A 13,880-nucleotide genomic window follows, 5' to 3' on the forward strand; every position below is an offset into this window, starting at 1 on the left:
CTGACGTTCAACAAAAATGGAAGCTTATTGGCTTCCATTTTTTATATCTAAATAACCTTGGTAAGGCGAAAGCAGGTCACTATTTTATGGTGGCCAACAACTCAGGGTTAACACCAAAGCCCTTCTTGTGTTCTTCAATCACCACTTCGCTGCGTGTCTGAATCACACCTGGCAGGGTACCCAATTTCGTTGCCATAAACGCTTGGTACGCCTTCATGTCTTTTACTCGAACCTTGATCATGGTGTCAAAATCCCCCGACAGCGAATAGCACTCTTCGACTTCAGGCATCGTTTCAACCGCTTGGGCAAATTTATCAAAAATTGAAAAACTGGTTTGATCGAGGCGAATATGGATAAACACTTGGACATCGAGCCCCAACTTTTCTGAACAAAGCTCAGCATGATAACCAGTGATGTAGCCCACTTTTTCCAATCGCTTCAACCTATCAGAGCAAGGTGAAGTTGTTAGGTTGACCTGTTTCGCTAGTTCAACAACGGGCAAACGGCCTTTCATATGCAGAATTCTTAGTATCTCTTTATCGATACGATCGAGTTGATGCTGAGACATAATATTCCTTAAACATTCTAGATTGCGCTCAGTATATTCCATACTAAGAGCAATCGAAGAAAACCTTGCTCACACATTTAGAAAACTAAATAGACCATTCCTATTCACGTTAAATATGAAACCGAACAGAGCGATAACAACCCTTATAAATCAAACTCCAGTTATTAACAAATTATTATAGAAATGACCCGATTAACAAATAAGTTGAGCCAGAAACGAAAGAAAGGATATAGGCCAAAGTGAATAATAGAATTCTCAAAGAGAAAGGATGACTCTATTATGAAAACGCAAGAACTCGCATATAAACCTTACGGAATCGGTTCATGGACACACGTAACGGTATCAAAAGATGTTGCCCAAGCACTCGCAAGTGAATACTCAAACTATGGCTGGGAAGTTAAGATTGATGGTAATGTCGTCGAGGCAGAACCTTCACTAAAAGCGGCATAAAAAACGAAAAAACCTCCATCAGGGAGGTTTTTAAATCTAAGTTAGTAAGCACTTACTACAATCTAAGCCAGACCAACTTGGGGAACTGCAGTTCCTGTTTCACAACGACAGTTACACGTTCGACAGAAGTGCTGAGTTTCCATGTCGTAGTACAGGTTTCCACTAAATAGCTTTGACGTCCATTGCATCATACGGCCAGAGGTTGTCTCAGGCTCAGATTCACAACGTTTCATTATAGACTTATGTAGTGTTGTTTTTTTACATCCTTTGCAATAGAGATCAGGCATACCTTTGTCCTATAGGTCTTTAGTGGTTACTGATAATTGACACATGATGTCCAATTCAGTGTAATAATTCACCGAGCTAATAACAAAAGTGAGCGCCAAGTTCAAAAAATAGCCATTTTATCGGTTATTTTTTGACATCAAGCGCTATGAAAAGCCTTTATCTTCTATTTATTTCCCTTCTATCATTTGGTTTCGATTTACATTGTAAACCTCATAACAGCCGTGCTTCTTCTGTATCCTACTGGTTTTTTATAAGACAAAGGTAGTGCCCACATAAAAAAATAGAGCCACCGAAGTGACTCTATTACTTTTATTTTTCAATTTCTTTTTACAATTGCTTTTTAGCTAATGTTCTTTTGCTAATTCACATCTGTTTTACAATGTAAATTAGTCTAGCTCAACTAGGTTCTTCTCGAACTCAGCGTGTTGCTTCTTAACTTCGTCTTCAGGCTCGCCAGTCATTAGGCTCACGATAACGATAGAAAGCGTCGATAGGATGATTCCCGGTACGATTTCGTAAACATCGAACCAACCGCCCGTGAACTGCTTCCAAAGTACAATCGTAACACCACCAACCACGATACCCGCTAGAGCGCCGTTACGGTTCATACGAGACCAGTATAGGCTTAATACGATTGCAGGACCGAATGCAGCACCAAAACCAGCCCATGCGTAAGATACAAGGCCAAGTACTGAGCTGTCTGGTGTCATCGCTAGAACAAGAGCAACAAGAGAGATTAGGATAACCGCGAAACGGCCTACACGAACAATCTCTTCTGACGTTGCGTCTTTCTTCAGAACTTGCTTGTACAAGTCTTCTGCCATTGCAGATGAAGAAACAAGAAGTTGTGAATCCGCAGTACTCATGATTGCCGCTAGAATGGCAGCAAGTAGGATGCCGGCGATGACTGGGTGGAACATCGCGTTCACAAGAAGCATGAAGATCTTCTCGCCATCATCTAGCTTAGGTGCGCCAGAGTTCGTCACATAGATTAGACCAACAAGACCCACAAGCATTGCACCAATCATAGACAGTGCAGTCCAGATAACGGCAATGCGGCGCGCTGTTGTTAGGTCTTTATTACTACGTGTTGCTTTGAAACGCGCAAGGATGTGTGGTTGGCCGAAGTAACCCAAACCCCATGCCGCTAGTGAGATGATCGCAATAGCAGACAGTGGCTCACCCTTCGCATCATTCCATAGCGTTAGAAGCTCTGGGTTGATGTTGTGTAGGTCGCTAGAAAGCTGACCTAGGCCACCGTTCATTGCCGCGATTGGTACAATCAATAGCGCTGCAGACATGAGTAGACCTTGAACCAAGTCAGTCCAAGATACCGCTAGGAAACCACCAAACAGAGTGTACGAAACTACACAGACTGTACCGATAATTACCGCAGTTGTGTAATCTAGGCCGAATACCGTTTCAAACAATTTACCACCCGCTACCAAGCCTGAACTTGTGTAGAAAAGGAAGAATAAAAGGATAAAGAAAGCAGAAATTGTTTGGATCAGCTTAGAATTATCATTGAAACGACGAGATAGGAACTCAGGCAGCGTCAGTGATTCAGTCGTAATGCTGTAAGTACGTAGACGTTTTGCACTGATTAACCAGTTTGCCCAAGTACCAACAAGTAGACCACCAGCAAGCCAAAATGCTTCAAAGCCAGCAGCGTAAGCGTAACCAGGCAGGCCAAGTAGCAACCAACCACTCATGTCTGATGCACCAGCAGAAAGTGCAGCAGGCCATGGGCCTAACGAACGACCACCTAGGAAGTAGTCAGTTGAGTTAGATGTACGTTTGTAAGCAATAACACCGATCGCTAGCATCATAATTAGATACGCAATGAACGTCGTCGTTATTGCAAAACTGTTTTCTATCATTTGATAGTCCTCATTTTGTAGAAAGCCTTCCATGCCCAATTCAATGCAAGGCACTCACCGTAAAGGCAAGCAAGTGCATTGAGTTAGGTATTGAGGCTCCAAAGCACTATGAGTTAAATCCAAAGATGGTGAAAACCAAAGTTGGAAAAACCAAAAGTGCTTAGAGCCAATTTTACTGAAGGTTAGTGAGCTTCGCTTCCAAGTTCGAGCAAGGTCGCGTTACCGCCCACGGCTGTTATATTTATAGTTCGCGTACGCTCGGTAATGAAGCGCAGCGATAGGTGTGGATCATTAGCAACATTCATTGTCGCCAGATCCGTTTCAGCTACTAAACCGACGATTGCACCGTCACGCTTAGCAAGCTGTAAATTGATAGCTTGTGCCGTTTGCGAGTTACCTACGTAACCCACGCTACGTACATCGCAAGACAACAACTGTTGAGCAGCGTCATACGAGGCAACTTGCACCAAGTTAGTTGGCAAGTTCGCCGACTTAGCTGCGTCTGCAACTAAGGTATTGAACTGCACATCATCACTGCACAATTGGACGCTGTTACCTGCCAATAGCGCGGCAGTAATCAAAGCCATTGCAGTTTGCAGCGCTGGCACTTTCACTTCGCAATCATCAACAATCACCAAAGCCACACCGCGACCTGCGGCATATAGCTCATTGGTTTCGCCCGTAGGACCTGCCATTAGGTGATGTTCAGAAAGCAGTGCAGACGCTTGCTCTAGATGATAAGTCGCCACCATCGCCAAAGGCGCAGATTGACTTTCGATCTCTGATTTAAGCGCAAGTACCTGAGCACTCTTGTAATCAAAATCGGTAAGATTCCATTGTTCCCACGCTAGCAAAGCATCAGAAAAACCTGTCACTTGATGAACCATGATAATGCTCCTTATGCCTTGTCTTGTGATTGAGAGAAATGAACATCAGTAAAGCGATATAGGTAGTGAGGACCACCCGCTTTAGGGCCAGTACCTGACAAGCCTTGACCACCAAATGGTTGAACACCAACAACGGCGCCCACTTGGTCACGGTTGATGTAGCAGTTACCCACACGAACGTGTTTTTCGATCCAACGGTAAGTTGTCTCGTTACGGCTGTGGATACCCATGGTTAAGCCAAAGCCCGTTTGGTTGATTTGGTCTACCACTTGCGCTAGCTCACTCGCTTTGAAGCGAACAATGTGTAGCACTGGGCCAAACTGTTCTTCTTTCAAGCAGTTGATGTCATCAATTTCAAAAGCACTTGGTGGAACAAAATCACCATGTTCACAATCACTACCTAGAGAAAGTTGAGCCACCTTCTTCTGGGTATTGGTCATGTTTTCTAAGTGCGCCATTAGCTTCTGTTTTGCGTTTTGGTCGATAACAGGGCCAACATCGGTTTTATGAAGGTGTGGAATGCCAACACTCAGCTCGTCCATTGCACCGTGAATCAATCCAACCACGCGGTCTGCAATGTCTTCTTGGATGTAAAGCACACGCAGTGCAGAACAACGTTGACCTGCTGAAGCGAATGCCGAACGAATCACATCACGAACTACCTGTTCAGGCAGTGCGGTACTGTCGACGATCATCGCATTCTGACCACCGGTTTCCGCGATAAACGGAACAGGCTTAGCGTTACGACTCGCCAATGACACGTTGATACGTTGTGCTGTTGGTGTTGAACCCGTAAAGGCAACGCCCGCAATCGCATCATGGCTGGTGAGTGCACTGCCGATCTCAGCGCCACGACCCGGTAGTAACTGAATCGTGCCAGCAGGGAAGCCCGCTTCATTCATCAATTCCACTGCGCGAGCTGCAATCAAGCTTGTTTGCTCAGCAGGCTTAGCCACAACCGTGTTACCTGCAACCAAAGCTGCTGTAATTTGGCCAAGGAAGATCGCCAATGGGAAGTTCCAAGGGCTGATACAAACGAATACACCACGACCTTGTCGCGAAGCGATTCGAGTTAGACCATCAAAGCCTTTTAGCTCAAAACCTTGTAGGTTGTTCGCTTGTTTTGCGTAGTAACGACAGAAGTCGACCGCTTCACGCACTTCATCAACGCTGTCGTGAATCGTCTTACCTGCTTCTTGATGACAAATTGCCACCAGCTCAGCAAGGTTGTCTTCCATCAGGTCAGCCAGCTTATCAAGTGCTGCCACTTTGGTTTCAACTGAAGTTGCGTTCCAATCAGCAAATGCTGCGTCTGCGCCAGTGATCGCTGCGGAAACATGATCAAGGTTAGCGAAAGCCACCTGACCCACATTAATACGACGATCATAAGGTGCAGTCACTTGCTCAACGTTCTGATCAGCCTTGATCATGCTTTCGGCAAGAGATTCACCGTTGATCACAGGACCAGCAGTCCATTGATTGTTTAAAAAGCCTTTTACTTGCTCTTCAAACTGGTGTGCTTCGCTTTCGATATCAATGTTCACACCGTATGAGTTTTTACGCTCAGGGAATACCGCTGGAGGCAGAGGAATCTTAGTGTTGTTCAATGTATCGAACGCCAGAAGCATATCGACTGGGTGTTGAGTCAGCTCTGTCACTGGGCAACGAGCGTCAACCAAACGGTGTACAAACGAGCTGTTTGCGCCGTTTTCTAGCAAGCGACGTACTAGGTATGGCAGTAGATCTTTGTGGCTGCCAACCGGTGCGTAAATACGTACTGACTGTTGGTAAGCTTCCATCGCATGGTTGTAAAGAGAATCACCCATCCCGTGTAAGCGTTGGAATTCAAAGTCTTTATGGTCGGTCATTACGGCAATAGCAGAAACCGTATGAGCATTGTGACTCGCAAACTGCGGGAAGATATTGCCACGAACGCTTGGGCTCAGTAGGTAACGCGCACACGCAAGGTAAGCCACATCCGTCGCTTCTTTACGCGTGTAAACTGGGTAATCAGTAAAGCCCGCTTGTTGCGACCATTTGATTTCACTATCCCAGTACGCACCTTTCACCAAGCGAAGCGGGATCAAATCACCCTGCTCTTTCGCTAGGCGGTTTAACCATACTAGAACCGGTAGTGCACGCTTTGAGTAAGCTTGAATAACCAGACCAAATTTACCCCACCCTTTTACAAGGTCAGTGCGGTACAGCTTTTCGAATAATTTAAGAGAAAGCTCTAGGCGATCCGCTTCTTCAGCATCGATCGTAATTGCAACGTCAAGCTCTACTGCGCGGCGCAATAGCTGCTCTAACGTGTCGCAAAGTTCCGTCAATACGCGGTCTTCGTTCGCCACTTCATAACGTGGGTGAAGCGCAGAAAGCTTGATAGAAACAGACGGTGCTGGGCTAGATTTTGAAGAGACGTATGTGTCTCGACCTACGGCTTCAATCGCCATTAGGTAATCTTTGAAGTATTTGTTTGCGTCAGCAGTGGTCAGTGCCGCTTCACCTAGCATGTCGTATGAGTAGGTAAAACCTTTATCACGCATAGACTTACCGTTCTTTTGCGCTTCAGCAATGCTGCGGCCAAGAACGAATTGGTGACCCATCACCTTCATTGCTTGGTGCATCGCTTTACGAATTACCGGCTCAGAAAGCTTGTTCACTAAACGGTTAACCGCTTGACCTGCACTCTGTTCTTTAGATGAAAGCCCAACTACCTTACCCGTTAGCATTAATCCCCAAGTGGATGCGTTCACAAACACTGAGTCAGAATTCTTTAGGTGAGATTTCCAATCCGCAACGCTGAGTTTGTCGCGAATCAATGCATCAGCCGTTGCTGAATCAGGAACACGCATCAAGGCTTCCGCTAGACACATCAGCAAGATGCCCTCTTGAGTATCTAAGCTGTATTCAAGCAACAGTGCATCGATCATCTGGATAGAAGTCTTATCCGCACGGATAGCTTCGATCAATGAGGTCGTTTTCTCTGAAATTTGCTGCTTCTCTGACTCAGAAGGGGTAGCTAGCGGCAGAAGTTGCTCTAGCCATTGGGTTTCATCCACCATATATAATGGTGAGATAAGCGACCATAGATCAGCAAGCGACTGCTCGTTGAATTCTGGCTTTAACACATCAGTAGCTGTAAACATGCGTTTTCCTTAATCTCACACCCGGAATTAGCCCGGGATCTCTACAATGGCTGCAGTGTATTTAGAGTATATAAGGATTACTTGTCAAAAACTCCGAGTTTTTTGCTAAAAACTCGCTTTATTAACAAAACAAACACAAGGTCACATATGAAACTTTAATATAATATGCCGTTTTGTTTCACTATTTAACAGAAGTTTGCTTTTTGTATTGAGATGGTGACATGCCTTGAAGGCGAGAAAAGGTGTGAGTAAAGGAGGATTGACCGGAAAAACCAGCCAGTTCTGCAACCAGTCCAAGGCTGAGGTTACCTTGTTCGATTAAACGACGAGATCGGTCGATACGCTTACCAAGAACGTACTGGTGAGGGGTAATGCCCATTTGATCTTTGAATAGCATGTGGAACTGGCTTTCACCCAGAAACACACTGCCTGCAAGCTGCGCGACGGAGATCTTATTTGCTAAATGCTGTTCTATGTAGCGATCCAACGCTTCAAGATCAAAGCGTGAATCTTTGATTGAGGTTTCAAATGCCGAGATGTGTCTTTGCATCAGCGCGATCACCGTATCATTACAGGCTCGGCTTAGTAGCAGATCATTAGGACTGGCCTGCATTTCTTGCACCAACATATGGATAAGCTTTTGAATTTGCACGTCTAATTGGAAGTAGACGTTCGATGATTCTAACTGATTGATCTTCTCTAGCATCAGAGGGTCATCATCCGTTGGCACTGGCATATTGAGTACTAGGATGTCCGACTGGCCAACCACACCACCGAAAGCATGATCAGAGCTCGCCGTTACCACACAACCTTGACCTGGGCCGACAAGATTGCCTTTACCGCTCACTTCAAATTCAGCCTGACCTTTTAAACCAATCACCACCTGCGAATAATGATGATCGTGACAGTCCATATGCGAAGGCAAAGTTATGATTTCCGCTGGTCGGGGGCGTGTAAGCCCTAGCGGAGACAAGTCTAGGTTTGGAAAGGGTAAAGGTTTTGGCATGACAGCAAAGTACTTAGGTCGACATGATAAGAATAATACTCTGAAATCTGCAGAAGATGAATTTGTAAATGATCATGAGAGTTGTTTTCTCTTCTTCAAAGAAAGATCATTATTGATAACCACGTGATCATGTCTCCGGAAGTATGATCAAGTGAGCCCAAACTACGGGCTTTGTAAAGTCAACCTTCCAATATTTAGGCCACTCTTCCTTGTTCCAAGAGCAAATAAATCTGAACACCAAAAGTCAAAGCAAGTCACAAATGGAAACCAAACGACTACACCATAACGACAATATTTTCTTATATAGCTCAATTATTTCGGTGTAAATATGTAAAAAGTGTATCCGAAGTACCGAAACTTAGCTTTTGAGTAGATTGGAGGGCAATAAAACGGTATAAAGACGGGTACTGTGTTAATTGCTAATAACTAGTGACTGACAACTAGGAAGTAGACACTTTATTAACGAGCCAATTTTAAATATACAAGTTGCAGGGACCTATGACTAACTTTCGAATTTCAGCGCTTTTACTTGCGCTATCCCCACTTTGGGTATCTGCATCGTTATCAGCTGAAGAACTGAATCAAGTCGATCCCGTTTCAGCTATCGATGCAAAGCTAACAGAGAAAAACTCAGATATTGAGCGTATTTCAGCGACCAAAGTATCGGCAACTGAGACCTTAAAACAACTTCAAAACCAGAACAGTAAGTTGTTACGTGAAGGTGAAGAGTTAAAGGCAAAACGTAACCGAGCTAAATCTGTACTCGACAAACAGTACAGTCGCTTACTTGACGATCCAGAAACGGATCTGGTTTCTTTTCAGAAAGGATACCAAGATGCTTGGGCTGCGGTTAAAGAGAATCAATCGTCTCAGCTAGATAATCAGCAAGCGATGAATGAGAACGAAATTTACCTTTCTCAAATTAAGCAAAAGCAAGCTCGTTTGAATAATGAGCTGGCTAACTTGAAAGAATCAAAAGTTGAAGCTCGCGTTAAACGTATTGCAACAGAACTTCGTGAAAGTGCCGTTCTTGAAACGAGCTACACCACCACATGTTCATCAACAATGACACTGGGTGAGTGTATTGCTCAAGGTAAACACCTGACGAAGCAGAAAGCAGTACAAAACTTCAAGAGCAAATTACTTGAACAGCTCACAGAAAGCACGCTAGCGAAGCAAAACTTACAAGGTGTTCAATTGAACATTCATGTTCAAGACAGCCAAGCAATCAAGAGCGGTTTCTCTGGAAACAACTCTTACTTTGTGCAGATGCAAGCTCAACTTCAAGCAAAACCGGAAGCGATTGCAGCATGTAACTTATTGAACGTTTCAACTCGCTACTGTTTAACGGACAGCGACGTTAAGGTTACAAAGAAGAGCGACAAGCAGTGGGCAAACGTGATGGTACGTTCTGATCAGTACAATGACTCAGTAACTATCAACGGCATTAAATACGGCAGCACACCCCTAGAGGTTTCGCTACCGAGCGGTCGTCACCAAGTAACCATTTCAAAAGAAGGTTACGAGTCATACAACCGCACAGTGACTATCAACGGCAGCGATACTATTTGGGTGAAACTCCTTCCTAGTAAAGAAAATGAAATCTAAATATATAAAGCTAAGCCTGATATAAATAGCCGTGCCTATTTCACAAAGCTGAATGAATACTCGCCATCTTGTTGTAGTTATAGAAAGTAGCTTCAAACGAAATGGCGTTTTCGTTAGAATATTCAATTAACCTAAATTACGACTGAAGTAGCCCAACATGCGCCAAGGTTTTCCTACTCTATTATTTGCACTTGCTCCATGCTTAATGACGCCTGCTGTTTTCGCTGAAGCGACATCTCCAGCAATCACGTCATCAGTCATCGACATTGAAAGCTCTCTTTTCGAAGAACATGCCAGTTTAACGGCTATCGAGAAGAAGATGGCGGACAAACAAAATCAAGTCGGCAACCAAGCAGAGCAAATGGCACGTCAAGCCAAGTTATTAGCTCAATCAGAGCAAAAACTCGCAACGGCGAAAACTAGCCTAGAGCAAGATTACACTCGCATGATTGATGAGCCAGATTTCGATATCTCACCAGCTCAAAACCGCTTTCAAGATGCCTGGAAATCGGTAAAAGAGCACAAGCTTACGATTTCGGATTCAGAGCAAAAGCTTCAAAGCTTAGTGATGGAACTAGAGGCCATCAAAGCCGAAAAATCGGCTGTAGAAATGTCTATCGCCCATTTGAATCAAGACAAACTAAGAGCAAGAGCTGAGAGATTAAGAAGCGAGGTCACTCAAACACAAGAACATACTGTTAGCTTTACCAACCGCTGTAGCAGCGACATGACGTTAGCTCAATGTTCAGACCAAACGGTGGCTTTGACACTTCAAAAAGCAGTAAAACAATTTCAAAATAGCCTTGTATCCAACGCGACAGAATCAAAAATAGTAAAAGAACACCTAGCGTCTGCATCTTTGAATATTCACGTTCTACAACACAGCGTGAAATCATCTGGCTTCTCCGAAGATAACCGTTACCGAGCAGTGGTTGCTGCGAATTTAGAAACTCGTCCAGATAAGAACACTCCTTGCCGCTTACTTGGCATTCAATCCTCAAACTGTTTCGATCAGAGCGATCTGCAAGCCGATGATCAGCAGAAAGAAGTTGCTTGGGTTAACTTGGTGGTTCGCTCAAATCAATATAATGACAAGGTTTCTATCAATGGTGTGAACTATGGCAGCACACCGGTGGAAGTGATGCTACCGACAGGGCAGCACATGGTTACGATTGAGAAAGAAGGTTACCTTTCTTTCCACCAAGAGCTGAAAATAGCCCGAGATCACAACCTAAGAGCGGTATTACAAGCGAAGCAGAACTCACTGAATGTGGGGACTAAGTTTGCTGACCCAATGGGCAATGGTGCTCAAAGTCCAGAAATGATTGTGGTTGGATCTGGGACTTACCTACTCGGTGAAAATAACGCTGAGCAAGTCACGATCAAACAGCCATTTGCATTAGCGGCAACCCCAACTCGTGTTCAAGACTTTAAAGCATTTGTGAAAAATACGGGTTACCAGACCGACGCAGAGCTGATGAACACTTGTGATACCTTCGTGAATGCAGAAATCACGACTGTGTCAGACAATGACTGGAAAGCTCCTGGTTTCAAGCAAGTCGATCACTCTCCCGTTGTATGCGTCAGCCAAAGCGATGCGAAAGCGTACACACGTTGGTTATCTAAAAAAACAGGCTTTACTTACCGTCTACCAACACAACAAGAGTGGGAAGCGGCGGCAAGAGCGGGTCAAGATACCAGCTTCTGGTGGGGCAACAAATTCCGTTCAGGTAGAGCTAATACTGGTTGGTCTGGTACACAGTGGTCAAACGTCAGTACTTCTCCTGTTAAATCATTCTTGCCAACGCCAACGGGTTTCTACGACATGGTAGGTAACGTTTGGGAATGGACTGCAACCCAAAAAGGCATCGCTAAGGGGGGCGCGTGGAGCTTCTCTCCTGAAGAGGCAAAAGTGTTTGCTGAACTGTACGTTTCGCCTTCTACTGCCGCTAACTACTTAGGATTCCGAGTATTACGAGAGCTATAAGCTCTTGGTATTACTCAAAGCCCTCAAATATTTACCTTAGATTCTCCTAGTATCCGGTTGAGTCAGTGTTTATAGGGGAATTCCCTCCTTATATTCGATCTCACCTAGGAGTAAATTCGTCGATAGAGTAGTAAGTCACTCTGGGTATCTATCTGATACCTCAGCTTAATTTACATGACCCTCGTAAATTAAGCTGGAAATCTTCTACGTGTCGACAAGGTATATCTTGTCTTTGGCCAGCCCTTCTTCAGGCTGGCTTTTTTTTGCTTTTTTCTCATCCTTTTTGTTTAGCTATTGATCAATAAAGGCACACTTAAACAACATGCCGTTCAATCATTAATCACACTCCATTTTTGATGCATAACTCGACTTCTAATTGTCATTGCAGCTCTATAAGAAGCTGATATCATTGCAATACTCCCTCTTACGAGATAAAACCTTGCCGGATCCCCTCAACTCCATACATCGTTCTTTATTTGAACAACTTCCAGGTTGCTGGGGGTGCAAAGATACTGACTCTGTCTTCGTGTATGCCAACCTTGCTTACAACCAATTAATTGGCTTAAAACCCAACGAAACTTGTACGGGCTTAACCGATTTCGATATGCCTAGTCAAACAACCGAATGCGCGCAGGATTTCAGGGCTCAAGACAAACATGTAATGGATACACGCAGTACTCTTAAAATCCTCGATATTCACCCTTATCCAGACGGACGCTGGCACGCCCATATTTTTACTAAAACCCCTTGGCTTGATGGGAATGGCGAAGTTCAAGGCACCATTTTTTATGGCCAAGAACTCACCGACACCGCCATCTTAGAAGTAGGCCATTGGGTGTGTCAGGCAACTTGCGAAAAAGACAATCAAGTGTCCATTGCAGGATCAAAGCCACGCATATCAAAGCTCAAAAAGCGACTGACTTCGCGAGAATCAGAAGTGCTGTTCTTGCTGCTATTCGGCAAGAAACCACAGTACATCGCGTCTACGTTGAACATTTCAATCAAAACGGTCGAAGGGCATGTCGCCAGGTTGAAACAGAAATTTGATGCGCGCAGTAAAAGCCAGTTGATTGAGTATGCGTTGGACTCGGGGCTAGGCTCTATGATCCCAGAAACCCTGCTTAAAAAGCAGATCTCCGTTGTTCTGCACAGTGACTAGATATTGGTTTGATGAGATGCAGACAAAAAAATACCGTTGATAAGTCTAATCAACGGTATTTTTGGATCAGTTAAGCAGTTAAGCAAATTAAGGCGCTAGGCGGTCGATATCCCAACGGCTATCTTGGCGTGAGAACAAGAAGCGATCATGCAAGCGGTGCTCTCCACCTTGCCAAAACTCAATGCTATCCACACGCACACGGAAGCCACCCCAGAAAGAAGGCACAGGAATCTCTCCTTTCGCGAACTTCTGTTTAAGCTCTAGATATTTACCTTCTAAAATCCCACGAGCAGAGATACGGCTACTTTGCTTACTTGCAATTGCGGCCAATTGGCTCTCTTTTGGTCGTGACGAGAAGTACTTCATATTTTCCATTGCTGTCAGTTTTTCAGCCGTGCCCGTAATATGAACTTGTCGCTCAAGAGGGTGCCAAGGGAAATGCAAACTGATTTTGCTATTGTGCTCTAGCTGGTGCGCTTTACGGCTACCTAAGTTGGTGTAAAAAACGAAGCCGTCTTTATCAACATTCTTTAGCAGAACAATTCGCTGGAATGGCTGACCATTTTCATCAACCGTAGCAACTGTCATGGCAGTAGGGTCCGTCAACTTAGCTTCAATAGCTTGCTCTAGCCATAGATTGAATTGCTCAATCGGGTCTGCGGCTAAGTCTTTACGTCTCAATCCACCCTTAGCATATTCGCGACGAATATCGGTCAGTTCCATTTGGTTGCTCCTTTCAATTTTTTTTGATTTTGCGCTGTAATCCTTTGAAACACAAGTCTAAGCCATGGTTTTGTCTCACAGAAGGTGCTCTGTGTTAACAAGATCTCGGTACTCTATCCATCATATTGATAATCTTTATACAAACCGATGACATACTGAGATCCTAGTGACTAAG

Annotated in this window: 11 protein-coding genes; 4 read left to right on the plus strand and 7 right to left on the minus strand. The window is 44.4% G+C overall.

Annotation, left to right across the window (positions count from 1 at the left end; genetic code table 11):
* Nucleotides 1–79: 79 nt before the first annotated feature.
* The gene (locus AB6D80_RS06915; RefSeq protein ID WP_009845995.1) at nucleotides 80–568 is read right to left on the minus strand and encodes an Lrp/AsnC family transcriptional regulator; all 489 of its coding nucleotides are present in this window, start codon (nucleotides 566–568) and stop codon (nucleotides 80–82) included.
* A 279-nt stretch (nucleotides 569–847) separates the two neighbouring features.
* On the opposite strand from AB6D80_RS06915, the gene AB6D80_RS06920 reads away from it, so the two are divergent.
* Nucleotides 848–1,018, plus strand: coding sequence for a hypothetical protein (locus tag AB6D80_RS06920; protein WP_009845996.1), 171 nt, complete (start codon nucleotides 848–850; stop codon nucleotides 1,016–1,018).
* 62 nt (nucleotides 1,019–1,080) lie between these two features.
* Here the strand turns inward: AB6D80_RS06920 and AB6D80_RS06925 are convergent, their stop codons facing one another.
* The 5 genes from AB6D80_RS06925 to AB6D80_RS06945 all read right to left on the minus strand — a co-directional run bounded on the left by AB6D80_RS06925 (nucleotide 1,081) and on the right by AB6D80_RS06945 (nucleotide 8,228).
* Nucleotides 1,081–1,251, minus strand: a complete 171-nt coding sequence (locus AB6D80_RS06925; RefSeq protein WP_017097212.1) for a hypothetical protein — start codon at nucleotides 1,249–1,251, stop codon at nucleotides 1,081–1,083.
* Nucleotides 1,252–1,692: 441 nt separating this feature from the next.
* Nucleotides 1,693–3,219 (minus strand): sodium/proline symporter PutP, encoded by a 1,527-nt coding sequence (putP, locus tag AB6D80_RS06930; protein ID WP_017097211.1) that lies wholly within the window; start codon nucleotides 3,217–3,219, stop codon nucleotides 1,693–1,695.
* A gap of 149 nt (nucleotides 3,220–3,368) precedes the next feature.
* A complete protein-coding gene (locus AB6D80_RS06935) occupies nucleotides 3,369–4,073 on the minus strand; it encodes a 1-pyrroline-5-carboxylate dehydrogenase (RefSeq protein ID WP_017102250.1) in 705 nt (234 codons plus the stop codon).
* Between the two features lie 11 nt (nucleotides 4,074–4,084).
* Nucleotides 4,085–7,222, minus strand: a complete 3,138-nt coding sequence (gene putA, locus AB6D80_RS06940) for a bifunctional proline dehydrogenase/L-glutamate gamma-semialdehyde dehydrogenase PutA (protein ID WP_371707549.1) — start codon at nucleotides 7,220–7,222, stop codon at nucleotides 4,085–4,087.
* 181 nt (nucleotides 7,223–7,403) lie between these two features.
* Nucleotides 7,404–8,228, minus strand: a complete 825-nt coding sequence (locus tag AB6D80_RS06945; RefSeq protein ID WP_372188117.1) for a helix-turn-helix domain-containing protein — start codon at nucleotides 8,226–8,228, stop codon at nucleotides 7,404–7,406.
* Nucleotides 8,229–8,726: 498 nt separating this feature from the next.
* Here AB6D80_RS06945 and AB6D80_RS06950 point away from each other — a divergent pair, with 498 nt between their 5' ends.
* The 3 genes from AB6D80_RS06950 (at nucleotide 8,727) to AB6D80_RS06960 (ending at nucleotide 12,982) form a co-directional block, all read left to right on the plus strand.
* Nucleotides 8,727–9,836, plus strand: a complete 1,110-nt coding sequence (locus tag AB6D80_RS06950; protein ID WP_009846003.1) for a PEGA domain-containing protein — start codon at nucleotides 8,727–8,729, stop codon at nucleotides 9,834–9,836.
* 157 nt (nucleotides 9,837–9,993) lie between these two features.
* Nucleotides 9,994–11,823: an SUMF1/EgtB/PvdO family nonheme iron enzyme gene (locus AB6D80_RS06955; protein WP_371707547.1), complete on the plus strand. Its 1,830-nt coding sequence runs from the start codon at nucleotides 9,994–9,996 to the stop codon at nucleotides 11,821–11,823.
* Nucleotides 11,824–12,199: 376 nt separating this feature from the next.
* Nucleotides 12,200–12,982: a helix-turn-helix transcriptional regulator gene (locus AB6D80_RS06960; protein ID WP_012600031.1), complete on the plus strand. Its 783-nt coding sequence runs from the start codon at nucleotides 12,200–12,202 to the stop codon at nucleotides 12,980–12,982.
* Between the two features lie 87 nt (nucleotides 12,983–13,069).
* On the opposite strand, the gene pdxH is transcribed toward AB6D80_RS06960, so the two are convergent.
* Nucleotides 13,070–13,705 (minus strand): pyridoxamine 5'-phosphate oxidase, encoded by a 636-nt coding sequence (pdxH, locus tag AB6D80_RS06965; protein WP_009846006.1) that lies wholly within the window; start codon nucleotides 13,703–13,705, stop codon nucleotides 13,070–13,072.
* Nucleotides 13,706–13,880 lie beyond the last annotated feature (175 nt).

It is taken from the genome of Vibrio sp. 10N.247.310.17, from assembly GCF_041466605.1.
Taxonomy (GTDB): Bacteria; Pseudomonadota; Gammaproteobacteria; order Enterobacterales; family Vibrionaceae; genus Vibrio; species Vibrio tasmaniensis_A.

Excerpts from the sequence above, each read along its gene's own strand:
- putA (WP_371707549.1), bottom strand. The coding sequence starts at position 7,222 with ATGTTTACAGCTACTGATGTGTTAAAGCCAGAATTCAACGAGCAGTCG.
- AB6D80_RS06915 (WP_009845995.1), bottom strand. The coding sequence starts at position 568 with ATGTCTCAGCATCAACTCGATCGTATCGATAAAGAGATACTAAGAATT.
- AB6D80_RS06935 (WP_017102250.1), bottom strand. The coding sequence starts at position 4,073 with ATGGTTCATCAAGTGACAGGTTTTTCTGATGCTTTGCTAGCGTGGGAA.
- pdxH (WP_009846006.1), bottom strand. The coding sequence starts at position 13,705 with ATGGAACTGACCGATATTCGTCGCGAATATGCTAAGGGTGGATTGAGA.
- AB6D80_RS06920 (WP_009845996.1), top strand. The coding sequence starts at position 848 with ATGAAAACGCAAGAACTCGCATATAAACCTTACGGAATCGGTTCATGG.
- AB6D80_RS06945 (WP_372188117.1), bottom strand. The coding sequence starts at position 8,228 with ATGCCAAAACCTTTACCCTTTCCAAACCTAGACTTGTCTCCGCTAGGG.
- AB6D80_RS06950 (WP_009846003.1), top strand. The coding sequence starts at position 8,727 with ATGACTAACTTTCGAATTTCAGCGCTTTTACTTGCGCTATCCCCACTT.
- AB6D80_RS06955 (WP_371707547.1), top strand. The coding sequence starts at position 9,994 with ATGCGCCAAGGTTTTCCTACTCTATTATTTGCACTTGCTCCATGCTTA.
- AB6D80_RS06925 (WP_017097212.1), bottom strand. The coding sequence starts at position 1,251 with ATGAAACGTTGTGAATCTGAGCCTGAGACAACCTCTGGCCGTATGATG.
- putP (WP_017097211.1), bottom strand. The coding sequence starts at position 3,219 with ATGGAAGGCTTTCTACAAAATGAGGACTATCAAATGATAGAAAACAGT.